This window comes from Microbispora sp. ZYX-F-249, assembly GCF_039649665.1.
GTDB lineage: Bacteria > Actinomycetota > Actinomycetes > Streptosporangiales > Streptosporangiaceae > Microbispora > Microbispora maris.
The window spans coordinates 248,536-271,694 of the sequence record NZ_JBDJAW010000005.1 but is presented as its reverse complement, the minus strand read 5'-3'; the positions used below and the strand labels follow the sequence as shown (position 1 = coordinate 271,694).

The 23,159-nt window shown below is 72.7% G+C and carries 21 protein-coding genes; 12 read left to right on the top strand and 9 right to left on the bottom strand.

Going from position 1 to position 23,159, the window contains the following annotated elements; genetic code table 11:
• Window positions 1-282: a metal-sensitive transcriptional regulator gene (locus tag AAH991_RS09510; RefSeq protein WP_079314359.1), complete on the top strand. Its 282-nt coding sequence runs from the start codon at window positions 1-3 to the stop codon at window positions 280-282.
• Between the two features lie 85 nt (window positions 283-367).
• On the opposite strand, the gene AAH991_RS09505 is transcribed toward AAH991_RS09510, so the two are convergent.
• A complete protein-coding gene (locus tag AAH991_RS09505) occupies window positions 368-529 on the bottom strand; it encodes a hypothetical protein (RefSeq protein WP_167538777.1) in 162 nt (53 codons plus the stop codon).
• A gap of 174 nt (window positions 530-703) precedes the next feature.
• Window positions 704-2,149, bottom strand: coding sequence for a hypothetical protein (locus tag AAH991_RS09500; RefSeq protein ID WP_346225391.1), 1,446 nt, complete (start codon window positions 2,147-2,149; stop codon window positions 704-706).
• 332 nt (window positions 2,150-2,481) lie between these two features.
• On the opposite strand from AAH991_RS09500, the gene AAH991_RS09495 reads away from it, so the two are divergent.
• On the top strand, window positions 2,482-3,726 hold the full coding sequence (locus AAH991_RS09495) for a mannosyltransferase family protein (protein WP_346225390.1): 1,245 nt from the start codon (window positions 2,482-2,484) through the stop codon (window positions 3,724-3,726).
• Window positions 3,727-3,781: 55 nt separating this feature from the next.
• Window positions 3,782-4,729, top strand: a complete 948-nt coding sequence (locus tag AAH991_RS09490) for an endonuclease/exonuclease/phosphatase family protein (RefSeq protein WP_346225389.1) — start codon at window positions 3,782-3,784, stop codon at window positions 4,727-4,729.
• On the opposite strand, the gene AAH991_RS09485 is transcribed toward AAH991_RS09490, so the two are convergent.
• Entirely contained in the window at window positions 4,635-5,165 is a 531-nt protein-coding gene (locus AAH991_RS09485; protein WP_346225388.1) for a gamma carbonic anhydrase family protein, read from the bottom strand. The two genes, AAH991_RS09490 and AAH991_RS09485, sit on opposite strands and share 95 nt — an antisense overlap.
• A 154-nt stretch (window positions 5,166-5,319) precedes the next feature.
• Between AAH991_RS09485 and AAH991_RS09480 the strand changes: the two genes are divergently transcribed.
• A complete protein-coding gene (locus tag AAH991_RS09480) occupies window positions 5,320-6,441 on the top strand; it encodes a coiled-coil domain-containing protein (RefSeq protein WP_346225387.1) in 1,122 nt (373 codons plus the stop codon).
• 229 nt (window positions 6,442-6,670) lie between these two features.
• Here the strand turns inward: AAH991_RS09480 and AAH991_RS09475 are convergent, their stop codons facing one another.
• The gene (locus tag AAH991_RS09475; protein ID WP_346225386.1) at window positions 6,671-6,883 is read right to left on the bottom strand and encodes a hypothetical protein; all 213 of its coding nucleotides are present in this window, start codon (window positions 6,881-6,883) and stop codon (window positions 6,671-6,673) included.
• Between the two features lie 114 nt (window positions 6,884-6,997).
• Window positions 6,998-7,753, bottom strand: a complete 756-nt coding sequence (locus tag AAH991_RS09470; protein ID WP_346225385.1) for a GntR family transcriptional regulator — start codon at window positions 7,751-7,753, stop codon at window positions 6,998-7,000.
• Window positions 7,754-8,015: 262 nt separating this feature from the next.
• Between AAH991_RS09470 and kynU the strand changes: the two genes are divergently transcribed.
• Window positions 8,016-9,254 (top strand): kynureninase, encoded by a 1,239-nt coding sequence (kynU, locus tag AAH991_RS09465; protein ID WP_346225384.1) that lies wholly within the window; start codon window positions 8,016-8,018, stop codon window positions 9,252-9,254.
• Window positions 9,255-9,260: 6 nt separating this feature from the next.
• On the opposite strand, the gene AAH991_RS09460 is transcribed toward kynU, so the two are convergent.
• Entirely contained in the window at window positions 9,261-9,671 is a 411-nt protein-coding gene (locus AAH991_RS09460; RefSeq protein WP_346225383.1) for a ClpX C4-type zinc finger protein, read from the bottom strand.
• A gap of 70 nt (window positions 9,672-9,741) precedes the next feature.
• On the opposite strand from AAH991_RS09460, the gene AAH991_RS09455 reads away from it, so the two are divergent.
• A complete protein-coding gene (locus AAH991_RS09455; RefSeq protein WP_346225415.1) occupies window positions 9,742-10,173 on the top strand; it encodes a TIGR03668 family PPOX class F420-dependent oxidoreductase in 432 nt (143 codons plus the stop codon).
• Between the two features lie 132 nt (window positions 10,174-10,305).
• Here AAH991_RS09455 and AAH991_RS09450 read toward each other — a convergent pair whose 3' ends face one another.
• A complete protein-coding gene (locus AAH991_RS09450) occupies window positions 10,306-11,082 on the bottom strand; it encodes an isocitrate lyase/PEP mutase family protein (RefSeq protein WP_346225382.1) in 777 nt (258 codons plus the stop codon).
• A gap of 171 nt (window positions 11,083-11,253) precedes the next feature.
• On the opposite strand from AAH991_RS09450, the gene AAH991_RS09445 reads away from it, so the two are divergent.
• Window positions 11,254-11,901, top strand: a complete 648-nt coding sequence (locus tag AAH991_RS09445) for a mycothiol-dependent nitroreductase Rv2466c family protein (protein ID WP_346225381.1) — start codon at window positions 11,254-11,256, stop codon at window positions 11,899-11,901.
• A 22-nt stretch (window positions 11,902-11,923) separates the two neighbouring features.
• Here the strand turns inward: AAH991_RS09445 and AAH991_RS09440 are convergent, their stop codons facing one another.
• Window positions 11,924-12,862: a LysR family transcriptional regulator gene (locus AAH991_RS09440; RefSeq protein WP_346225380.1), complete on the bottom strand. Its 939-nt coding sequence runs from the start codon at window positions 12,860-12,862 to the stop codon at window positions 11,924-11,926.
• Between the two features lie 99 nt (window positions 12,863-12,961).
• Here AAH991_RS09440 and AAH991_RS09435 point away from each other — a divergent pair, with 99 nt between their 5' ends.
• From AAH991_RS09435 to AAH991_RS09415, 5 genes are all read left to right on the top strand, one after another.
• Window positions 12,962-14,977, top strand: coding sequence for an FAD/NAD(P)-binding protein (locus AAH991_RS09435; RefSeq protein WP_346225379.1), 2,016 nt, complete (start codon window positions 12,962-12,964; stop codon window positions 14,975-14,977).
• Window positions 14,974-16,389 (top strand): nitrosuccinate lyase, encoded by a 1,416-nt coding sequence (locus AAH991_RS09430; RefSeq protein WP_346225378.1) that lies wholly within the window; start codon window positions 14,974-14,976, stop codon window positions 16,387-16,389. Before AAH991_RS09435 ends, AAH991_RS09430 begins: the two co-directional genes overlap by 4 nt.
• Window positions 16,390-16,398: 9 nt before the next feature.
• The gene (locus AAH991_RS09425; RefSeq protein WP_346225377.1) at window positions 16,399-17,547 is read left to right on the top strand and encodes a nitronate monooxygenase; all 1,149 of its coding nucleotides are present in this window, start codon (window positions 16,399-16,401) and stop codon (window positions 17,545-17,547) included.
• A gap of 104 nt (window positions 17,548-17,651) precedes the next feature.
• Window positions 17,652-18,836, top strand: a complete 1,185-nt coding sequence (locus tag AAH991_RS09420) for an ROK family transcriptional regulator (RefSeq protein WP_346225376.1) — start codon at window positions 17,652-17,654, stop codon at window positions 18,834-18,836.
• Between the two features lie 233 nt (window positions 18,837-19,069).
• The gene (locus AAH991_RS09415; protein WP_346225375.1) at window positions 19,070-21,685 is read left to right on the top strand and encodes a pectate lyase-like domain-containing protein; all 2,616 of its coding nucleotides are present in this window, start codon (window positions 19,070-19,072) and stop codon (window positions 21,683-21,685) included.
• 93 nt (window positions 21,686-21,778) lie between these two features.
• Here AAH991_RS09415 and AAH991_RS09410 read toward each other — a convergent pair whose 3' ends face one another.
• A complete protein-coding gene (locus AAH991_RS09410) occupies window positions 21,779-23,065 on the bottom strand; it encodes an ATP-grasp domain-containing protein (RefSeq protein WP_346225374.1) in 1,287 nt (428 codons plus the stop codon).
• Window positions 23,066-23,159 lie beyond the last annotated feature (94 nt).

The following is a 23,159-nucleotide window of genomic DNA, read 5'->3' as shown; positions in this document are numbered from 1 at the left end:
ATGCACGGGTACAGCGGGGACAAACAGGCCTACCTCACCCGCCTGCGCCGGATCGAGGGACAGATCCGGGGGCTGCAGCGGATGGTGGACGAGGAGGCCTACTGCATCGACATCCTCACCCAGGTCTCGGCGGCCACCCGCGCTCTCCAGGCGGTGGCGCTCGGCCTGCTGGAGGACCACATCGCCCACTGCGTCGCCGACGCGGTCAAGAGCGGAGGCCCGGAGGCGGGCGAGAAGGTGAAGGAGGCCTCGGCGGCCATCGCCCGGCTCGTCAGGTCGTGATCCCTGTCAGTTGAACGGATCTTCCGGTTGAGCAACCGTCCCGGGCCCCATCGGGTACCCGGGACGGTCCGTGCTCTCAATGCCTTCAGCGGCTCGCCGAAGTCCGCAATCCGAGCGCGTTGTCGAGCTCTTCCAAGGTCAGTCGGTTCTCCGTGATGTTCACGGCCTCCAGCACCTCGGCGTAGAGCGCGATCTCGTCCAACGCGACACGGTCGTGGACCCGAGAGTCCAGGTCGTCGTGCCCCACCGCGTCGTCCTTCCTTCCGCAGCCCACACCCATCACGAGGTTACGTCCGGGTACCTTCCCGCGACATGGCCCATCGTGACCATTCCGGCCGTCGTCCCTCGTCCCTCCGGGACCATTTCCCCGATACCGAGATCACGATTCGATGAAAAAGACGGTGATGAGGGGAAGGGATTGCTAAAGCGGAGGTAAGGACGAAATATCCGAATTAGAAGTTTCGAACAGCCAGCTCCCGGACTCCTCCAGGTCGCGCCCGTGCTCCGCCGCCTCCTGCGGGCGCGGATCGTCGCGCTGGTGGATCAGGCACTGCACGACCGCGGCGCACACCGGGAAACCCACGGTGGGCGCGGGTGTGCCCGTCAGGGCGCACCAGGCCAGCCCGGTCGCGTACGCGGAGCCGAGCAGGGCGGCGGCCGTCTCCCGGTCCGGCGGGACCAGCCCCGGAGGGAGTTCGCCGCCGGCCGGCCAGCAGCCCCGCAGCGGATGGGCGGGATCGGTGAGCGCGAGATAGAGGGCCTGCCGGAGTTCGTCGTCCATCCACGGATACAGCGCGGTGACCACCTGCGCGGTCTGTGAACTGCCCGGCGCCGCCCAGGCGGGCTCGGACACGCCGCACACGCCGGCCACGTCGGCGGCGAGCAGCGCGGCCGCCACGGCCCGTGGATCCATCCCCCGGGCGGCCGTGTAGCCCAGGGCCTCGACGAGGTCGTACAGGGTGTGCCGGAAGTGCTCGCCCGGCGCCCACTCCGGGAGCGTGGCGGAGACGAGGTGCGGGGGGCAGCGCGCCAGCCAGGCCTGCCGCACGGCGCCGCCGGGCAAGGCGTGCTGGTCCAGCCAGGGGCTGGTGAGCAGCGGCTCGGCCATCGCGATCAGCGCGTCGGCCCGCGGCCGGAACCGGGGGTCGGCGCGCAGCACCGTGGCCGTCTCGGCCATCAGCCCGGCGAGGCGCAGGCCGGCGTCCCCGGCGCCGGAGCGCATCCGCTCGGCGTACAGGGCCACGAGCGCGTCGAGCGACCCCATGGGCAGCCAGCGCACCCAGTCGTCCCCGGGCAGGGGCCGGGCCAGGAACTCGCCGAACATCGACAGCATGACCTCGTTGCCGTCGAAGGCGGGCGCGTAGGCGCACCACATGATCGTGCCCCACACGGCCGCCACCGTCGCGGCCACGTCGCGGGCGAAGATCTCGCGGTAGACGCTGTCGCCGAGGGGGAAGTCCTCCCGCCGCAGCCCGCGGTGGGCCAGGAGCAGCGCGCGGAGCCGTTCGGTGATCTCGTGCGGCACGTCCGGGCCGACGAACGCCTGGGTGGACCCGCGGTCGTAGGCGAAGTCGGGCCCGGCGGGGATCAGCGCCGGCGGGATCGCGACGTCCGGCGGGTGCGGCCGGGCGGCGGTGCGTACGGCCGGGTGCAGCGGCGGCGCCGACAGGTGCCAGCGGCCGTCGACGCGGTCCAGGCGATACCAGCGGGCGTGCGCGCCGAACAGCCACCACGCGCCGTCCGAGGTGACCAGCGCCCGCTGGGCCAGGGTGTGCGCCCGTGCGAGCGGGGGGAGCAGCGTCCACCGGGGGTCGCCGACGACGGCGCGCACGTCGCGCTCCATCGCAGTGAACCCGTCCCAGTACACGCGGCAGTGACTCCTCCGTCCTCTGGAGAGGACGGCTTCTCGCCTGTCCGGCCGGTCGGGCGGCCGGAGTGGGCGACGGCCGAACCCCGGCCGATGCCCTCCGGGGGCACCCGATCGCCGGGACGATCTCCGGCGGTCCCCTCGCTGGATCCGATGGTAGCTGGCCGGTCCGACAGGCGGCGGAAGCCCGTGGCGCCCGGGAGGCCGTCGGTGAAAGTTTCACGGGCCGGGAGGCGCTGAGCAGCGCATATCCGTATTTCCAGGCATCGGGACGTATCCCGGGGGCGCTCGCCACTTGGCATGAACTGCCGTGGCGTATTCCATAGGTGCTCGTGACGGAGATCCAGCAGGCCGGGACCGCCCGGGAGCAGGGCGCGGACGAGGCGTCGGAGAAGATGACGTCCGTGGACAGCTCTGGCGGCACGGCGACCGGCGAGCAGGCGGGGCCGCACTCGGGCCGGACATGGCGGGCGGTGTGGTGGCTCGGCCGGCCGAGCGACCGCACGGCCCTGCTGATCTGGTTCTTCTGGCAGATCGCCTGCTACATCTATCTGATACTCGCGGCGCCCGGCCGCACGGAGGACCCGATCCTCGACCGGTTCAACCGGTACGACTCCTACAACTTCATGGACATCGCGCGGTACGGCTACGACGGCCGGCCGGAGGACCATGACTCGCCGCGGCTCGTCGCGTTCTTCCCGGGCCTGCCGCTGCTGCTGCGCGCCGTGCAGGTGGTCATCCCGGACCTGAGGCTCGCCCTCGTCCTGATCTCGTTCGTCGCGAGCGCCGTCGTGGCGGTGGCGCTGTCGCGGCTGAGCGAGTCGTACCGGGAGGGCAGCGGCCACTGGACCGTGCTGGCGTTCTTCTGCAGCCCGTTCGCGGTGTTCCTGCTCGCCGGCTACACGGAGGCGCTGTTCCTCGCGCTGGCCATCCCCGCGTGGCTGCTGGCACGCCAGGGCCGGTGGGAGGCCGCCGCCGTCTGCGCCGCCTTCGCCTCGTCCATCCGCATCTCCGGGCTCTTCCTCGTCCTCGGGCTGGTCGTGCAGTTCCTCGTCGCGCGCAACGGGCTGCGTGCCCCGAAGGGGTGGCGGAAGGCGCCGTGGCTGCTGCTGCCGGGCGTGCCGGTGCTGGCGTACATGATCTATCTCTGGCACCGCACCGGCGACCTCATGGCCTGGAAGGCGGCGGAGGCGCAGTACTGGGGCCGCTACCCCGAGGCGCCCTGGAACGTCTTCATCAACACCTGGCACCGGTCGTTCGACGAGCCCGCTCTGACGACGTCGTATCGCGAGGAGATCATCTCGGCCATCGTGCTGGTCGTGCTGATCGTCGCACGGCTGGTGCGGCGCAACTGGGCCGACTTCGCCTATCTGGCGCCGCAGGCGGTGGCGCTGCTGGCGATGTCGTCGTTCTACATGTCGGTGGGCCGGGCGTCGCTGCTGTGGTGGCCGCTCTACATCTCCGTCGGCGTCGTCGGCAGCCGGAGGCCCTGGGCCTTCATGGCCTACATCGCGGTCGCCGCGCCTGTGATGGCAATCAATGTCGGAAATTTCACCACAGGTGCCTGGGTGGGGTGATCGCTGCTGACTAGCTTCTCCATGTATGGGGGCATATGTGGCAGGAGCGGCATTTGTGGCGCTCGTGGTCGCGGGTCTTCCGCCGGCCGCCGACACCTACCGGGTGAGCGTGCTCACCTACAACGTCTGTGCCGCGGGCAACAGCGCCGGCACCTGCGTACGCGACCTGACGCCGCAGCGCCGCAGAACCTGGGCCGGCCAGGTCTCGGCGCTGATCCGGTCGAGGGACGTGGACGTCGCCTCCTTCACCGAGATGTGCTACGCCCAGGTGGGCCTGCTCCGGCGTGAGCTGCCCGGCTACCGCCTGGTCTGGTACGGCTACGCCAAAGGCGGCGGGCCGGGCCGTGAGGACCGGTGCCGCACGTTGTGGAGCGACCTCACCCCGGACACGGCGCCGCCGGACGGCAAGACCTTCGGCGTGGCGCTCGCGCTGAAGAACGGCGCCGAGGGCCCGCCGCTGCGGCGGCTGCTGCGCGCCGACCACGCCCCGGCCGTGCCCGGCGAGACGATCCACCCCCGCGGCCTGCTGTGCGCCACGGGACGGGTCGGCCCGCGCCGCTCGGTCTGCTGCGTGACCCACATCTCCGACACCGAGACCCCGCGGCAGGTCACCGGACTGGTGGCGCGGTACGCCGGCGGCGCGCCGGTCATCCTCACCGGCGACTTCAACCGCGAGCCCGGCCACGACCAGCTCAGCGGCGTGTACGGCATGGGCCTGGGCGACGGCGGCTACGTCGAGGCCGACGCCGAGTCGTGCGGGCTCGCGCGCCGGGGCGGCGAACCGACGACGCGCGGCGGCCGGAAGATCGACTACATCTTCGCGACCGAGGCCGACTACCGGCCGGGCGGAGCCGAGGTCATCAGGACCGACCCGGAGCTGTCGGACCACCTGGCGCTGGCCGGCACGCTCATCGGGACCGAACCGAGGCCGCGGCGTGACGGCGGGCCTTGGCGAGGTAGTTGTCCGGCGTACGCGCGAAGGAGGCGCGATCGTCGTCGGTGAGCTCACGGACGACCTTGCCCGGCACGCCCGCGACCAGCACGCCCGCAGGGACGCGGCGGCCGGGCGGCACGACGGCCCCCGCGGCGATCAGGGAACCGGCCCCGACGACCGCCCCGCCGAGCACGACCGCGCCGATGCCCACGAGCGCGCCGGTCTCCACGTGCGCGCCGTGCACCATCGCCCGGTGGCCGAGGCTCACCCGGTCCTCCAGGATGGCCGGCTCGCCGGGGTCGGCGTGCAGACAGCACAGGTCCTGGATGTTGACCTCGTCGCCGACCTCGATGCGTTCGTCGTCACCGCGCAGCACCGATCCGTACCAGACGTTGGCGCCGCGCCCGAGCCGCACTCTCCCGACGACCACCGCCCCCGGGGCCACCCATGCCTCGGGATGGATGATCGGCGCGGCGTCGTCGTCCAGGTCCGCTATGTACGGCATGCCGTCATGATCCCATGCGGCCCGTGCCGGGTTCGATGCGACGCCCCGTGTTCCGCCCGGCGCCTGTGGCGTTCAGGTTGCGATGTGCGACGGATAGCAGGAAAGTCGTGTCCTGGCTGCGTTACCGTCGTTATCTCCAACCCCAGGGTTTCTCATGACGAATCAGACCGACAACTTCCCCGACCTCATGAGTGACGACTCCTTCGAAGTCGTGATGCGTGGGTACAGCCGCAGGCAGGTCCACGACTACATGATCCGGACCCGCAACCAGATCCGGGACCTGGAGGAACGGCTCGCGCGCACGATCGACCAGGCGGAGCAGAGCCGGCTGGAGCTGGCCGAGGCGCGGCGGAGGATGGCGGAGTCGCCGCAGAACCCCGACGAGCTGGGCGAGCGGCTCAGCCAGATACTCAAGCTGGCGCAGGAGGAGGCGGCCGCCAACAAGGAGGCGTCCGAGGCGGAGGCCAGGAGGCTGCGCGAGACCTCGGCGGCCGAGGCCGAGCGGCTGGTGACGTCGGCGCGCGAGCAGGCCGAGGCGATCAGGACCGCCGCCCAGGACGAGGCCGAGCGCCGCGTCGCCGACGCCACCTCCACGGCGGACCGGCTGCTGGCGCAGGCGGGCGCGAACGCGGAGGAGACGCTGGGCACGGCACGCGCGGAGGCGGAGGAGGTCCTGCGCGCCGCCCGCGCCGAGGGGGAGCGGCAGCTCACCGCCGCCCGGATGGAGGCGGAGCGGATGCTCTCCGAGGCGCGCGGGCAGGCCGAGGCCATGCTGGCGGCGGCGCAGCAGCGCGTGAACGCGCTGGACGAGCACACCGGCCGCCGGGTGGCGTATCTCACCGACACGCACGCGGAGGTCGTGCGGCGGCTCAACGAGATCGGCTCGGTGCTCGGCGACCTGATGCAGCGGGAGACCGCGGCGGGGCCGGTGATCGACGAGGCCGCCGTGCTGCCGCCGCCGCAGGTGCACGCCATCGCCGCGGGCGCGCCGAACCAGCAGCACGACCAGCAGCACGACCAGCAGTACGACCAGCGGCACGAGCCGGGTGACGACCCGCGGCAGGCTCTGGAGGCCGCGCCGTCCGGGCAGGAGGCGCACCCCGAGGACGCCGCCGGCCGGGGACGGACGGACGACGAGGACGACGCGGTTCTGATCGTGGACGACGGACGCCACCAGGACGGTCACGCCGTGGCGCCCTCGCCCGAGGACACCGACGTCAACCTCGGCCGCGTACGGCGTGCCCTGCCGGACGGGCAGTCGGTCGCCGGCAACTGAGCCGTGCGACCTGGGCCGTGCGACCTGGGCCGGGTGCCGTGTGGTTGTGTGACCGTGTGGTTGTGGACGGCGTGATCGTGTGAAGCCGTGATCGTGTGACGGCGTGATCGTGTGACGATGCGTCGGGCCGGGTGCGGGACCGGTGTGCAGGTCCCCCCGCTCCGGACCGAGCAGGTGCGGAACTGGTAGCGGAAGCCCCCGCCCCCGATCGGGTCGGGGGCTTCCGCGCTCATGGATCGGCGGTGCGGGTCTCCTGCTCGCGCAGCAGCTCACGCAGCCCGTCGGCCTCGTCGGCGTCGATGGTCATCGCGCATCCCGCCGCCCGCTGGGCCGAGGTGAGCGGGTGGTGCCGGGTCGCCCACCACCGGCCCGCGTCGCTCCGCCAGATCGTCCACTCCGGAAACTCCCGGGCGATCTCGGCGAGGCGTCGGTCAAAGGACATCCGTACACCTTCCCTCGCCGTGTGCCCGGTGTTCTTGACGTCTCCTCCTCAAGGTGCGGGACATCTCTAGAGAAATCAATGATCGGGATGGTCAGGTCAACGTTGCCTCTTGACCTAGGCGTCGAAGTCGTACTGGAGTACATAGGACGCCGCGTCCAGGATCATCTCGTTGACCTCGACCGGCATGCCTCCCTCCGCGAAGGCCACCCGGGTCACGGAGATCACCGGCGTGCCGGCGGGAAGGCTCAGCGACTCGGCCTCGCCGGGCAGCGGCATCCGCGCCCGCACCTCCTCGCTGAAATGGACGGGAGCCCGGCCGAGCTCACCCAGCCGGGCGTACACCCCGCCGGGACCGGTGTCGGGCAGGACGATCGCCGTGCCCTCCACGAGATCGGCGGGAAAGCTGGAGGCCGCGAGCTGCACGGGGCGGCCGTCCACGGAGTACCGGCGCCGCCGCACCCACACCTCGCCCGCACCGAGCACGCGTGCGACCTGCTCGCTCGCCGGCTCGCGCAGGATGCTCACCTCGTCCACGACGTACGACCGGCCACGGGTGTCGGAGTCCCAGATGGCCAGGCCCCGGGCCCACTGCTCGCGGGAGAGCCGGCGGGACCCGTGGCGGCGGATCGGGCGGAACAGCCGCACGTAGACGCCTGATCCCCGCTTCGGCACGGCGAGCCCTTCGTTGATCAGCACGGCGAGTGCCTGCCGCGCCGTGGCCCGGGCGACGCCGTGCTCCTTCATGAGCGCGTTCTCGCCCGGTAGCCGGTCGCCGTCACCGAGCGCTCCGGACAGGATCTGATCGCGCAGCCTGTCGGCGATGCGGCGATAGATCGGGGCCTCGTGATGCACCGACGGGGATTCCGTCACGTTTGATCACCCTCTGTCACCAACGGGGGTTTGGCGTCTCCAGAGAACTTGCCCCGTCTTGTCCACGATCGCACAGAGCTTTGGGTGCGTCTTGTGCTTACTTTGCGCTGATCGTGCCGGTGTGGCGATCCCTGGGGGTTATAGCCGTCCGCATCCGTGGAACGGTCCGTTCCGGTATTGCCGGTACCGGGAACGCTCCGTCATCGCCATCACGACAACAACGGATATTTCGGTACATAATGCGGTGACGAAGGAGTTGCCGATGGTTCTCAGCCGTGCCGAATGCCAGGACCTCGACGCCAAGGACCCGCTTCGGGAGTTCCGCGACGAGTTCTCGCTGCCTCCCGGAGTCGTCTACCTGCTGGGCAACTCGCTCGGCGCGCTGCCCAGGCGGACGCCGGAACGGGTGGCACACACGGTCGAGACCGAGTGGGGGGTGCATCTCGGGGCCAGCTGGAACACGGCCGGCTGGTGGGACATGCCGCAGAGCACCGGCGACCGCATCGCGCCCCTGATCGGCGCGCGTCCCGGCGGCGTGCTGGCCGGCGACTCCACCTCGGTGAACATCTTCAAGCTGGTCACGGCCGCGCTTGCGCTGCGGCCCGGCCGCCGTGTGATCGTCTCCGACCTCGACAACTTCCCGACGGACCGGTACGTCGTGGAGGGCGCCGCCAGGGCGCTCGGCGCGTACGAGATCAGGGACATCGGCGAGGGCGGCCGTTCGCTGGAGGACGCCCTCGGCGACGACGTCGCGCTCGTGCTGCTGTCCCACGTGGACTACCGGACGGGCGCGGCCAGGGACATGGCGGCGGTGACCGAGCGGGTCCGGGCGGCCGGGGCGCTCATGATCTGGGATCTGTGCCACAGCGCCGGGGCGCTGCCCGTGCGGGTGGGCGAGGCGGACTTCGCCGTCGGCTGCACGTACAAGTACCTGAACGGCGGGCCCGGCGCCCCCGCGTACCTGTACGTGGCGCCGCGCCACCAGGACGCCGTCCACAACGTGCTGTCGGGCTGGCACGGGCACGCCGCGCCCTTCGACTTCGAACCTCACTACCGCCCCGCGGCCGGTGTGCGGCGCTTCGCCACGGGCAGCCCGCCGATCCTGTCGTACGCCGCGCTGAACGCGTCGCTCGACATCTGGGAGCGGGTGGACCTCGACGAGGTCAGAGCCAAGAGCCTGGCCCTGACCTCGCTGTTCGTCGAGCTGCTCGACGACCTCGTCGACCCGGGTCTCGGGCTCGTCCTGGCCACCCCGCGCGACCCGGAGCGGCGGGGGAGCCAGGTCAGCTACCGTCACCCGCAGGGCTACCCCGTGGTGCGCGCGCTCGCGGACCGGGGTGTGATGGGCGACTACCGCGAGCCGGACTTCGTCCGTTTCGGCTTCGCGCCGCTGTACCTGCGCTACGTCGACGTGTACGACGCGGCGGCCACGCTGGCCGAGGTGCTGGGCGAGGAGCTGTGGCGGGACGAGCGCTACGCGCGACGGCTCACGGTCACCTGACGTGCGTCAACGGCGGCGGCGGGCCAGCCCGGCGACGATGTCTCCGGCCAGCGCCACGCAGCGGTCGCAGATGCGCCCGCCCTCGCCGTGGACCATGTGGACGCGCGGGCCGGGCGGCCTGCGGCAGAAGGAGCAGGCGGCCTCGCGCTTCATGCGGCGGTTGACCAGGTGGCGGTGGGCGAAGGCGGGAGTGAAGCGCCGCCTGCGCGCGCTCCGCCTGATGTAGCCGAACCGCTCACCGATGGCGGTCCAGGACGCGCCGGCCTCACGGGCACGGCGCACCGCGAGGTCGAGCAGGGCGTCCGCCTCGCCGCCCAGGCCGGGAATCAGGGTGATCGCGGCGGACAGGATTTCCAGGGGATCTTCGGGGTCGCGTGCGCTCGAGCGGGCCCGCTCGAGTAACTCAGATGCCTCCATGGCGGACACCATAGGCCGCCGTACAAAGACGATCAAGCGCGACCACGGTGCGTAGGCTGGCCTGGTGAGGATGCCCGAGGAGCGGGCCCGCGCCCTGTTCTCGGCGGCCCGTGTGGCCCGCCTCGCGACCGCCGGTGCCGAGGGCGCGCCGCGGCTCGTCCCGGTCACGTTCGCGGTGCTGCGGGAGGGCGAGAAGGGCGTGGTGGTGACGGCCGTGGACCACAAGCCGAAGACCACCGCCGACCTGCGGCGGCTGCGCGATGTCCACGACAATCCCCGCGTCTGCCTGCTGGCCGACCACTACGAGGACGACTGGGAACGGCTGTGGTGGGTGCGCGCCGACGGGCGGGCCCGCGTCGTGGAGGGCGGCGCCGAGCGTGAGCGGGCCGTGGCGTCGCTGGCGCGCAAGTACGCCCAGTATCGCGAGCGTCCCCCGGCCGGGCCCGCGATCGTTGTCCGGGTCGAACGCTGGTCGGGCTGGTCGTATGCGCCGACGGAATGAAAGCGCGTGACCGGATGAACCGGATGAACCCGGATGACCCGGATGACCCGGATGAACAACGCCACCGGGCCGGGCCGGTGCACGTGATGACGGACGGCTGACCGCTCCCCGGGCACCAGCGCCCTGGCACCGTCAGGCGGGCGGGAAGGGGTCGTCGCCCCGGGTGATCGTGTCCAGCATGCGCGCGGTGAACGCCTGGGTCGCGCGGTGGACGCCGGGGCCGAAGCTGATCCTGGCCACGCCGAGGGCCGCGAGGTCGCGGACGGCCGGCACTCCGGGCCGCATCAGCACGTTGATCGGGCCGCCGATCTCCCTGACCAGCGCGCCGATCGCCTCGGGATCGCTCGCGAGGATCGGGTAGGCGCAGTCGGCGCCGGCCGCGAGGTAGCGGCGGCCCCGGTCGATCGCCTCCGCGAGCCTCTCGCCGGGGGTTCCGGCACCGTGGATGAAGGTGTCCACCCGGGCGTTGATCACGAGGCCGGTCCCGGCCTCGGCCGCCGCCGCCCGCACGGCGGCGAGGAAGTCCGCCTGCTCGGTGGCGTCGATCATCGCCCCGGTCGCCGGGTCGGAGTCCTCCAGGTTGCAGCCCACGGCGCCCGCCGCGGCCAGCCGTTCGACGAGCTCGGCGGGCTTCAGGCCGTAGCCGCGCTCCACGTCGGCGGTGACGGGGACGGCCACGACCCGGGTGATGCGGGCCACGGCCGCGAACATCTCGTCCACGGGGGTGTCGTGCCCGTCCTCGTAGCCCAGGGAGGTCGCGACGGATTCGCTGCCGGTGGCGACGGCGGGGAACCCGGCCGCCTCGACGGCGCGCGCCGACGCGGCGTCCCAGGCGTTGGGCAGCACGACGGGGTCGCCGGGCACGTGGAGCGCGCGCAGGACCGCCGCCTTCTCGTGGATCTCAGCCATGAGGACACCCTAGACACCCCGGCCGGTGAGAACGCCACCCGTGTACCGGCTGAAGAGGGGAGATCGCCGCCGGATTGAGGGGTCGAGTGCGGTGACGTCCGCGCGGCGTCCTCGGATACGCTCGCGGAACCGGCCCCCCGATCCCCCGACCAGTCCCGTCAGGAGAGTTTCATGAGCGACATCGACAGCGCTGCCGACCAGGCCGGGGCGGACAGCCGTCCCAGGGTGGACTTCTACTTCGACCCCGTCTGCCCGTTCGCGTGGGTCACGTCGCGGTGGATCCTGGAGGTCGAGAAGCAGCGCGACATCGACCTGCGGTTCCGCGTGATGAGCCTGTCCGTGTTGAACGAGGGCAAGGAAGACCTGTCCGACTTCTACCGTGAGGCGGTGCCCAGGTGGCGCGGCCCGGTCCGGGTGTGCGTCGCCGCCGCCCAGCACCACGGGGAGGCCGTGCTGCGCGACCTCTACACCGCGATGGGCACCCGCATTCACAACCAGGACAACAAGGACTACGGCGTCGTGGCCAAGGAGGCCCTCGCCGAGGTCGGGCTGCCGGTCGAGCTGGCCGACGCCGCCGGCACCGACGAGTACGACGAGGCCCTGCGCCGCATGCACCACGAGGGCATGGACCCGGTCGGCGACGAGGTCGGCACGCCCACGATCCACATCGACGGCGTGGCGTTCTTCGGCCCGGTGATGACGCGCGTCCCGCGCGGTGAGGAGGCCGCCCGCATCTTCGACGGCGCCCTCGCCATGGCGAAGTTCCCGTACTTCTACGAGATGAAGCGCAGCCGCACCACCGACCCCGAATTCGACTGACACAGTCCGGGCTGAGGGGCGCTCACCTCGGCGGTTCCTCCGGGGGCCGCCGGGGCGCCGCCTTGCCCGTGCTCCTGAACAGCGAACGCATGGTCGCCAGCGCGGGGGACCTGTCGTCGGACCGCCTGGCCAGGCTGATCGTGCGGTGCAGGCCCGGCGGGGCGAGCCGCCGTACGCCGAGGGGGTTTTCCGCCAGCTCGGCCACGGTCCTCGGCACGAGGGCGAGGCCCATCCCCCCGCTGGCCAGAGCGCACGACATGCCGTAGTTGCCCGTCTCGTACGCCACGACGGGCGGCGCCAGCCCCTCGCGGCGGAACAACGCCTCCAGCGCCTCCCGGTTGGCCAGCCCCCGCGAGCCGCTGATCAGCGGCCGCCCGGCGAGCTCCGGCCACGGCAGCGGCTCGGCCGCGTCGGTGAGCGCGTGCCCGGGGGCGGCCACCAGCACCAGCTCCTCCACCAGCAGCGCCTCGACGGTGACCCCCGAGGGCAGCGCGGGATCGGGCTGATGCTCGTAGGTGTGCGTGAGCACGAGATCCGCCTCGCCCGTGGCCAGCGCGGGCAGCCCGGACGGCGGTTCGTACTCCCTCACATTCACCTCTACGGCGGGGTGAGCCCGCCGGAACGCCGCGAGGACCGGCGGTAACAGGTGGATGCCCGCGGTTGTGAACGTGCCGATCGTGATGTGCCCGCCGGACAGGCCGGCGAGCGCGGCCAGGCCGTGGCGGGCCCGTTCCAGCTCGTCGAGCACCCGCCGGGCGTGCTCCACGAGCAGTTCGCCCGCCGCCGTGAGCGTGGCGCCGCGGCGGTGCCGGATCACCAGCACGGCTCCCGCCTCCCGCTCCAGCTTGGCCATCTGCTGCGACAACGCGGGCGGCGTGTAGCCGAGACGGGCGGCCGCCCGGGTGATCGAGCCCGCCTCGGCGACCGCCACCAGCGCCGCCAGGCGCGTGACATCGTGCATGAAGCAATGCTTAACACCGCCTCGTCAAATGTGACATACCTCACGAAGACTCCGGTCCCGCATTCTCGACTCACGACCAGACGGGAACTGGAGGAGCGGATGTCCACAACACGATCGACCCGGCCGTTCGAGGTGTGCGTGATCGGAGCGGGGCCGCGCGGCATGTCGGTGGTCGAGCGGCTGTGCGCCAACGCGCGCCGGTTGCCGCCGCGGGCACGGGTCCTGCTGCACATCGTGGATCCGTACCCGCCGGGGGCCGGCCAGGTGTGGCGCACCGACCAGCCCGGCCAGCTGCTGATGAACACCGTCGCCTCGCAGGTCACGCTCTTCACCGACCCCAGCGTCGACATCCGCGGGCCGCTGGAGACCGGCCCCATCCTGTACGAGTGGGCGCGCCACCTGGTGCTCTTCCCCGACGGCGTCGAGGAGGACGTGCTCGCCGAGGCGCGGCGGCTCGGGCCCGACACCTATCCCAGCCGCGCCTTCTACGGCCGCTACCTGCGCTGGGTGTTCGAGCGGGTGATCGCGCGGGCGCCCCGGCAGGTGGAGGTGCGGGTGCACGCCACCCGGGCGACCGCGCTCGACGACGTGCCCGGCACCGGCGCGCAGCGGGTGGTGCTGCAGGACGGCACCGTGCTCGGCTCGCTCGACGCGGTGGTCCTGGCGCAGGGGCACCTGCCGGTCGAGCCCACAGACGCCGAGCGGGAGGCCGCCGCGTACGCCGCCGCCCACGGCCTGGTCCACGTGCCGCCCGCCAACCCCGCCGACGCCGGCCTGAGCGACGTACGGCCGGGGGAGGCGGTGCTGCTGCGCGGCCTCGGGCTCAACTTCTTCGACCACATGGCCCTGCTGACGCTCGGGCGCGGCGGCCGGTTCGAGCGGGACGAGGCGGGCCGCCTCGTCTACCGGCCCTCCGGCCGCGAGCCCCGCCTGTACGCCGGGTCGCGCCGCGGCATCCCCTACCAGTCCCGGGGCGAGAACGAGAAGGGCGTCGAGGGCAGGCACGAACCGCTGCTGCTCACGCCGGGCAGGATCGCGTCGCTGGCCGCGCGCTCGGCCGCCCGCGGCGGGCTCGACTTCCGCGCCGACCTGTGGCCGCTGATCGCCAAGGAGGTGGAGACCGTCTACTACGCCACCCTCCTCGCGCGGCGGGAGTGCGAGTGCGTCGCCGCCCGCTTCCGCGCCGCCTACCTCGCCCACCCCTGGGGCGACCCCGCGGAGGCCCTGGTGCTGGACGCCTTCGGCATCGGCCCGGCGGTCCGCTGGGACTGGGAGAGCGTGGCCGAGCCGTACCGGGGGATCGGCTTCAACGGCCCGGACGACTGGCGCGAGTGGCTGACCGCCCATCTGCGCACCGACCTGGCCCAGGCCCGCGCGGGCAACGTGCGCGGGCCGCTGAAGGCCGCCCTCGACGTGCTGCGCGACCTGCGCAACGAGGTCAGGCAGGTGGTCGACCACGGCGGGCTCACCGGGCGCTCGCACCGCGACGACCTCGACCGGTGGTACACGCCGCTCAACGCGTTCCTGTCCATCGGGCCGCCGGCCGAGCGGGTCGAGCAGATGATCGCGCTCATCGAGGCGGGCGTGCTCACCGTTATCGGCCCCGGCATGCGCGTCCACGCCCGCGACGGCGTCTTCGAGGCCGAGTCGGCCGCCGTGCCGGGGTCCGTCGTACGGGCGAGGGTGCTCGTCGAGGCGCGGCTGCCCGAGATCGACCTGCGGCGCACGGCCGACCCCCTGCTGCGCCACCTGCTCAGGACCGGCCAGTGCCGGGCGTACGTGATCGGCGGGCGGCGCGGCGAGGACGGCCACGAGACGGGCGGTCTCGCGGTGACGCGCCGGCCGTACCGGCTGCTGGACGCGGACGGGCGGGCCCACCCGCGCCGGTTCGCGTACGGCGTGCCGACCGAGTCGGTCCACTGGGTGACCGCGGCGGGGGTGCGGCCGGGGGTGAACTCCGTGATCCTGGGGGACTCCGACGCCATCGCCCGCAGCGTGCTGACGCTGACGCGGGCGCGGGCCCTCGCGGGGGGTCGCAGGGTCGCCCGTGCGGCCGGCGGACCGCGTACGGCTCTGGCCGCCTCCTGCGGCGCCACCCGGGCGGGTGTCCGGTGAACGGCCTCGACGGTGACCTCGGCGGTGACCTGGATGTGGGCCTGCTGTCCCCGGTCCGGGTGGGCACGGCGGCGGAGCGGGCGACCGGGGACGGCGCGTGGCTGCGCGCGATGCTCGACGCGGAGGCCGCCCTGGTCCGCGCGCAGGCCCGGCTGGGGGTCGTCCCGATGGAGGCCGCGGAGACGATCGGCACGGTGATCGGCAAGGTGGCGGAGGGGGGTGGCCTCGACCCGGCGGCCCTGGCGCTGCGCGCCCGCGAGGCGGCCAACCCCGTCGTGGCCCTGGTCGAGGACCTGACGGCCGCCGTGGCGGCGGTGGACCCGGCCGCGGCCGAATACGTGCACCGGGGCTCCACGAGCCAGGACATCATGGACACGGCCGCCATGCTGGTGGCCGCCCGGACCCTCGACCTGATCACCGCCGACCTGGACCGGACCGCGACCGCGCTCGCGGGGCTCGCGGCGGCGCACCGCGACACGCTGATGCCGGGCCGCACGCTGACGCAGCAGGCGGTGCCCACGACGTTCGGGCTGAAGGCGGCCGGGTGGCTGCACGCCGTACGCGAGGCGGTGGCGCGGCTGCGGCGGGTGCGCGCCGATCTGCCCGCAGAGCTCGGCGGCGCGGCCGGCACGCTGGCGGGCTACGTGGAGTACGCGCGGATCGCCGGGGTGCCCGACCCCGAGGCGTACCCGGAGCGGCTGATCGCGGCCTTCGCCGCCGAGGTGGGGCTGGCCGAGCCGGTGGTCCCCTGGCATGTCCTGCGGATCCCGGTCGCCGACCTCGCCGGGGCGCTGGCGCTCACCTCCGGGGTGCTCGGGAAGATCGCCGTCGACGTGCAGTCGCTGTCGCGGACCGAGGTGGCCGAGGTCGTGGAGCCGGCCGCGCCCGGCAGGGGCGTCTCGTCGGCCATGCCCCACAAGCGCAACCCGGTCCTCGCCACCCTCGTCCGGTCGGCCGCGATCCAGGTTCCCGCGCTCGCCGCGGCCCTCGGCCACTGCCTGCTGGCGGAGGACGAACGCCCCGCGGGCGCCTGGCACGCGGAGTGGCAGCCGCTGCGCGAGTGCCTGCGGCTGGTCGGCGGCGCCGCCGCCGTGACGGCCGAACTGGCCGGGGGACTGGTCGCGTTCCCCGAGCGCATGCGGGCCAACCTCGCGCTCACCGGCAGCCTGACCGTCACGGAACGGGCGGCCGCCGTGCTCGCGCCGGTCCTGGGGAAGGCCGCCGCCAAGCGGCTGCTCGGGGAGGCGTCCGCGGTCGCCGCCGCGTCGGGACGTCCCGTGGCCGAGGTGCTGAGTGAGCTCACGTCCGTGCCCGAGGGGCTGGACCTTGCCGGGCTGCTCGACCCCGGCGGGTACACCGGGGCCGCCGGGGCGCTCGTCGACCGCGTTCTACGCTGCTGTCCAGACGAATGAGGAGGTTCCGTGACCGGTCGCGCCCTTCCCTTCGGGCCGTCGAGCCCGATCATCCAGGCGCCCATGGCGGGCGGCGCGTCCACGCCGGCTCTGGCGGCGGCGGTGTCCGGAGCGGGGGGCCTCGGGTTCCTCGCGGCGGGCTACCGCACGGCGCAGGACGTGCGCCGGGAGATCGCGGCGGTGCGCGAGCGGACGGACCGGCCGTTCGGGGTGAACGTCTTCGTCCCCGATTTCGAGGCCGCGCGGCAGGCGCCCGGTGACGACGCGGCGGTGGCCCGGTACCGCGACGAGCTCGCCCCGGAGGCCGGGCGGTACGGCGTGACGCTGCCCGAGGCGCCCGGCTGGGACGACGACGAGTGGGACGCCAAACTCGACCTGCTGGTGGACGAACGGGTGCCGGTGGCCGGGTTCACCTTCGGCTGCCCGCCGCCCGAGGTGACGGCCCGCCTCCACGACGCCGGGAGCGTCGTCATGGTCATGGTGAACACCCCGTGGGAGGCGGTCGCGGCGGCAGACGCCGGAGCCGACGCGGTGGTGGTCCAGGGCCCCGGCGCGGGCGGCCACCAGGCGGCCTTCCTGCCCGGGCCTCCCTCGTGGAGGACGCCCGATGACCTGCCGGAGCTCGTGGGTCTCGTCCGGGAGGCGACCGGCGTGCCGCTCGTGGCCGCCGGGGGGATCATGGACGGCGCGGACGTCGCCGCCGTCCTCGCCGCGGGCGCGGTCGCCGCGCAACTGGGCACCGCCTTCCTGCGCACCCCGGAGAGCGGGGCGCACCCCGTGCACAAGGCCGCCCTCGCCGATCCCCGGTTCATCCGCACCGCGTTCACCCGGGCCTTCTCCGGACGTACGGCACGCGGCCTGGCCAACCGGTTCATGGCCGAGCACGAGGCGTCGGCGCCCGCGTGCTATCCCCAGGTACACCACCTGACGAAGGGCCTGCGCCGCGCGGCGGCCGAGCACGGCGACCCCGAGGCGATGGCGTTGTGGTGCGGCGAGGGGTACCGCCGCTCCCGCGACCTCCCGGCCGCCGCCCTCGTCGAAACCCTCACGGAGGAACTCGCGGCCGCCCGCAATCGCCGCATCAGACCAGCGGGGGAGGAGCGCGAGCGGGGATTGGTTCACGGCCTGAAGAAGGGTGGGGACGACACGGTGGCGTAATGGGCGGGTAACCGGGAGATGCCACGGTGATGAGGCCGGCGGAGGGCACGGGTGCTTGTTTTCGCCTCTGAACTAAGATGACCGTGTCGACGGGGAGGTTGGTCATGGCGAGGCCTCAGCGCAGAACGGTGCGGGACATCCGCAGAGGCAACCGGGCCGTGTTGCTGCGCACGCTCTACTTCTCCGGCCCGACCAGCCGCAACGACCTCACCGCGCGCACCGGCCTGAGCGCCGCCACGGTCAGCACGATGACCGCCGACCTGCTGGGCGAGAACATCGTCGTCGAGGCGGGCCAGGTGGAGTCGGACGGCGGCCGCCCCCGGGTGCTGCTGCGCGTCAATCCCGAGTACGGCTTCGCGGTGGGCGTCGACGTCGCCGAGACGCACGTCCGGGTGGGGTTGTTCGACCTGGAGATGACCGAGCGGGCCAAGGTGGACTACATGCTCCGCCCGGCCCGGCACGATCCCGAGCTGGTCGCCCGGCACATCCTTTCGGGCGTCGAGGTCGTGCTTTCCGACGCGGGTGTGTCCCCCGAGCAGGTGCTCGGCATCGGCGTGGGCGTCCCCGGCATCGTCGAGCCGGGCGCGGACGGCGTCATCCACGCCAAGACCTTCGGCTGGGACGGCGTCCCGCTTGGAGCGCTCCTGCGCCGCGGCACCTCGCTCCCGCTGTACGTGGACAACGGCGCCAAGACGATGGGCCAGGCCGAGCTGTGGTTCGGCTCGGGCCGGGGCGCCTCGGACGCCGTCATCGTGCTGCTCGGCGTGGGGGTGGGCGCGACGATCGTGGCCGACGGCACCACGTTCCGCGGGGTCAGCAGCAGCGCCGGCGAGTGGGGGCACACGAAGATCGTGGCGAACGGCCGGCCCTGCCGCTGCGGCGGACGCGGCTGCCTGGAGGCCTACATCGGGATCGAGGCCATCCTCGACCGGGCCGGAGTCACCTCCGGGGGCGACTGGGAGGAGGACCTCGCCCGGGTGCTCGCGTCGAAGTCGCCGGTGGTGGAGGAGACCGTCACCTACCTGGGCGTCGGCCTGGCCAATCTCGTCAACCTGGTCAACCCCGAGAAGATCGTGATCGGCGGCTGGGTGGGGGTCCAGCTCGGCGAGAGCCTGCTGCCCGGCATCCGGCGCGCGACCGCGGCCAACTCGCTGGCCGAGCCGTACGCCGCGACGTCGATCGTCCTGGGCCGCCTCGGCCCCGACGCGGTCGCGCTGGGGGCCGCCACGCTCGTCCTGGAGGAGTTCCTCAACGCGCCCCAGGTGGCGAGGATCACGGCGGCCGGCTGACGCCCCGGCCTGCATTCCCTCGATCTGTGCACCTCCCTGCGAATCGGTCGGGGACCGGATTGGAGAGCGCTCTCCCGGAGAGTAGCACCCGGATGTCCATTTGAGTCAACACATATTTCGCGTTGTGAACTAAGCATTGACATAAGCGGGTGAACGGGCGCACTCTCGGTCCGCTGGACCTCTCTCATCCCCCCAACCCTCGCCCGAGGGGCTCCGCACCCAAGGAGACGTGCATGCCTCCATCCTCATGGCCTCAATTCCGGCCCCGGCGCCGGCGGACCGGCCTGGTCGCCGCCGGGTTCGCCGCCCTGTCGACCTTCGCGGCCGTGGCCGGCGTCGTCCCCTCCACCTACAGCGCCGCGGCGGCGGCCTGCGGCACCGCGAACGTCGCGCAGGGCAGGCCGGCGTCGGCATCCTCGACGGAGAACGCCGGAACCCCGGCGTCGGCGGCGTTCGACGGCGACACCTCCACCCGGTGGTCGAGCGCGTTCAGCGACCCGCAGTGGATCCAGGTCGACCTCGGCAGCGCGCAGCAGATCTGCAAGGTGGTGCTCAACTGGGAGGCCGCCCGCGCCCAGACCTTCAAGATCCAGGTGTCGGCCGACGGCTCCGCCTGGTCGGACGCGACCGCCACGGTGAACGGCGTGAGCGGGACACAGGCGCTCGACGTGTCGGCCACCGGCCGGTACGTCCGGATGTCCGGCCTCACCCGGGCCACGGCGTACGGCTACTCGCTCTGGGAGTTCGCCGTCAACGTCGCCTCCGGCGGCGGGACCACTTGCGGCACTACCGACGTCGCGCAGGGCAGGCCCGCCTCGGCATCCTCGACGGAGAACGCGGCGTCCCCGGCGTCGGCGGCGTTCGACGGCGACACCGGCACCCGGTGGTCGAGCGCGTTCAGCGACCCGCAGTGGATCCAGGTCGACCTCGGCAGCGCGCAGCAGATCTGCAAGGTGGTCCTGAACTGGGAGGCCGCCTACGCCAGGACCTTCAAAATCCAGGTGTCGGCCGACGGCTCCGCCTGGTCGGATGCCACCGCGACGGTGAACGGCGTGAGCGGAACCCAGTCGCTCGACCTGACCGCGACGGGCCGGTACGTCCGGATGTCCGGCCTCACCCGGGCCACGGCGTACGGCTACTCGCTCTGGGAGTTCGCCGTCAACACCACGGGTGGCGGTGACGACGGCCCCACCCTTCCGGGCGGCGGCGACCTCGGGCCGAACGTGAGGGTCTTCGACCCCTCCATGTCGAGCGCGAGCATCCAGAGCACGATCGACACCATCTTCAGGCAGCAGGAGTCGAACCAGTTCGGCAGCCAGCGGTACGCGCTGCTGTTCAAGCCGGGCACCTACAGCGGCCTCAACGCGCAGATCGGCTTCTACACCTCGATCGCCGGCCTCGGTCAGTCGCCCGACAACGTCACGATCAACGGTGACATCACCGTCGACGCCGGGTGGTTCAACGGCAACGCGACCCAGAACTTCTGGCGCTCGGCCGAGAACCTGGCCGTGGTCCCGGTCAACGGCACCGACCGGTGGGCGGTGGCCCAGGCCGCGCCGTTCCGGCGGATCCACGTCCGCGGCGGGCTGAACCTCGCCCCCAACGGGTACGGCTGGGCCAGCGGCGGCTACATCGCCGACAGCAAGATCGACGGCACGGTGGGCCCGTACTCGCAGCAGCAGTGGTTCACCCGCGACAGCACCATCGGCGGCTGGACCAACGGCGTCTGGAACATGGTGTTCTCCGGCGTCGTCGGCGCCCCGGCGCAGAGCTTCCCGAACCCGCCGTACACGACGCTCGCGACCAGCCCGGTCACCCGGGAGAAGCCGTACCTGTACGTGGACTCGGGCGGCGCCTACCGCGTCTTCGTCCCGTCGCTCCGGACGAACTCCAGCGGCGTGAGCTGGGCGAGCGGCGCGACCCCCGGCACGTCGATCCCGCTCACGCAGTTCTACGTCGCCAAGCCGTCCGACAGCGCCGCCACGCTCGACCAGGCGCTGAGCCAGGGCCTCAACCTGCTGTTCACGCCGGGCGTCTACCACCTCAACCAGACGCTCCACGTGACCCGGCCCGACACGGTGGTCCTCGGGCTCGGCTACGCCACGCTGATCCCGGACAACGGCGTCGTCGCGGTGAACGTCGCCGACGTCGACGGCGTGAAGATCGCCGGCCTGCTCCTCGACGCCGGCACGGTCAACTCGCCGGTGCTGATGCGGGTCGGCCCCGACAACGCCTCGGCGAGCCACACCGCCAACCCCATCTCGATCCAGGACGTGTTCTTCCGGATCGGCGGCGCGGGCCCCGGCTCGGCCACCACCAGCCTGGTCGTGAACAGCGACAACACGATCATCGACCACATCTGGGCGTGGCGGGCCGACCACGGCGCGGGCGTGGGCTGGAACACCAACCCGGCCGACACCGGCCTGATCGTCAACGGCGACAACGTGACGGCGTACGGCCTGTTCGTCGAGCACTACAAGAAGTACGAGGTGATCTGGAACGGCCAGGGCGGCAAGACGATCTTCTTCCAGAACGAGCTGCCGTACGACCCGCCGAACCAGGCGTCCTGGATGAACGGCTCGACCCGGGGCTACGCCGCCTACAAGGTGGCCGACTCCGTCACCAGCCACGAGGCCTGGGGGCTGGGCAGCTACTGCAACTTCAGCACCGATCCCTCGATCGTGGCCGAGCGCGGCTTCGAGGCCCCCAACAGGCCGGGCGTGAGATTCCACGACCTGCTCACGGTGTCGCTGGGCGGCGTCGGCACGATCGCCCACGTCATCAACGACACGGGCGGCCCGGCCCAGGGCACGGCCACCGTCCCGGTCAACGTCGTCAGCTACCCCTGACGGTCCACACCCCCGGAAAAGCCGAGCGCGGCGGGAGGCTCATCGCCTCCCGCCGCGCCCCGTATCCCCGGAAAAGCCGCGCGTTCGCCGGGCTCACATCCGCACGCCGGTGGGCTCGGGCGCGAGCGTGTGGATCCGCAGGGCGTGCCGTACGCGCATCTCGAGCTCGTCCAGCTCGGCCGGGGTGGGCGCGTCGATGAGGAACGTCACCGCACGGTCGTCGGAGCTGTGCAGCGGCCCGAGCTCCGCGCCGCGGTCCTTCAGCACGAGCACGGCCCGCAGCGTGGGCGGGTCGTCCGGGGCGCCGGGCGCGATCTCGGGCCACAGGCCGCCCTCGCCCACCCAGGCCGGCGAGATCCCCGGCCACTCCACCGTCACGTCGCCGAGCCGGCCGGGCTCGTGCTCCAGGTAGACCTGCCGTGCGTACCGGCGCGGTGCGGGGTAGGCCGCGGGCTCCCCGAGGGCGATGCGGACGATCTCCGGCTCCATCGGGGTGCCGGTCGCGAGCGAGTAGAGGATCGACAGGCCGTCACCGGGGGTGCGCGCGGCGACCTCCATCAGGTACGGCCGGCCCGTGCCGTCCACCCGCCACTCGGCGTGCGCGATGCCGCATGCGAAGGCCAGCCGTTCGAGCATGCGCCGGTTGGCGTCGAGGATGACGCCGTCCACGCCGTCGAGCTCGTTCGGGACCGAGTGGGACAGCTCGACGAAGGTGCGGGCGCCCGACTCTGTGGTCTCCTTGCGGGTCACCGAGGCGAAGACGATCCGGCCGTCCTGCACGAGGCTCTCCACGGAGAACTCCTGGCCCGCCACCTTCTCCTCCACCAGCACCGTCTCGTGCGGCAGGTACGTGTCGAGCTGGGCGCGCAGCTCGGCCGCGTCGCGCACGGTCTCCACGCCGGAGCTGGAGTGGCGGCCGGTGGGCTTGACCACGGCGGGGAACGACACGCCGTCCGCGGCGAACGCGGCGCGCGCGGCCGGCGGGACGACCGCCGAGGCCGGGCTGAACTCCGGCAGGTACCACCGCTGCAGATACTTGCTGCGGCAGGCGCGGGTGGCCCGCAGGCCGGGGGAGGGCAGCCCCAGGGCGTCGGCGAGCAGGCCGGTCGGCTCGACCAGCGTCTCGCCGAGCGCGTAGACGCCGGTGATGTCGTAGCGGTCCCGCCAGGCCCGGACGCCGGAGATCACGCCCGCGGTGAACGAGTTCTCCGTGTTGACGTCGCCGTCGGTGAAGGCGATCTCCTCGATGACCGAGGCCGGATGCGCGGGGTCGCGCATCTGGGCCAGCGCCTGCTCCCGCCAGGACGCCGGTGTGACCACGAGGATCCGCAGCCCCCGGCGGGACAGTTCGCGCAGATAAAGAGGGGCCCGGCAGATCACCAGGAATGATCCGGTAAGAACGAATGCCCGAGGTTTCACTTTCGCCACCGCCGTTTCTCTCACATGTTCACGCGACCGGAGGCTAGTTCCGGCG

Coding starts and splice junctions, on each gene's coding strand:
- AAH991_RS09510 (WP_079314359.1), top strand. CDS start 1: ATGCACGGGTACAGCGGGGACAAACAGGCCTACCTCACCCGCCTGCGC.
- AAH991_RS09485 (WP_346225388.1), bottom strand. CDS start 5,165: ATGCCGTACATAGCGGACCTGGACGACGACGCCGCGCCGATCATCCAT.
- AAH991_RS09480 (WP_346225387.1), top strand. CDS start 5,320: ATGACGAATCAGACCGACAACTTCCCCGACCTCATGAGTGACGACTCC.
- AAH991_RS09475 (WP_346225386.1), bottom strand. CDS start 6,883: ATGTCCTTTGACCGACGCCTCGCCGAGATCGCCCGGGAGTTTCCGGAG.
- kynU (WP_346225384.1), top strand. CDS start 8,016: ATGGTTCTCAGCCGTGCCGAATGCCAGGACCTCGACGCCAAGGACCCG.
- AAH991_RS09460 (WP_346225383.1), bottom strand. CDS start 9,671: ATGGAGGCATCTGAGTTACTCGAGCGGGCCCGCTCGAGCGCACGCGAC.
- AAH991_RS09455 (WP_346225415.1), top strand. CDS start 9,742: ATGCCCGAGGAGCGGGCCCGCGCCCTGTTCTCGGCGGCCCGTGTGGCC.
- AAH991_RS09450 (WP_346225382.1), bottom strand. CDS start 11,082: ATGGCTGAGATCCACGAGAAGGCGGCGGTCCTGCGCGCGCTCCACGTG.
- AAH991_RS09445 (WP_346225381.1), top strand. CDS start 11,254: ATGAGCGACATCGACAGCGCTGCCGACCAGGCCGGGGCGGACAGCCGT.
- AAH991_RS09440 (WP_346225380.1), bottom strand. CDS start 12,862: ATGCACGATGTCACGCGCCTGGCGGCGCTGGTGGCGGTCGCCGAGGCG.
- AAH991_RS09435 (WP_346225379.1), top strand. CDS start 12,962: ATGTCCACAACACGATCGACCCGGCCGTTCGAGGTGTGCGTGATCGGA.
- AAH991_RS09420 (WP_346225376.1), top strand. CDS start 17,652: ATGGCGAGGCCTCAGCGCAGAACGGTGCGGGACATCCGCAGAGGCAAC.
- AAH991_RS09415 (WP_346225375.1), top strand. CDS start 19,070: ATGCCTCCATCCTCATGGCCTCAATTCCGGCCCCGGCGCCGGCGGACC.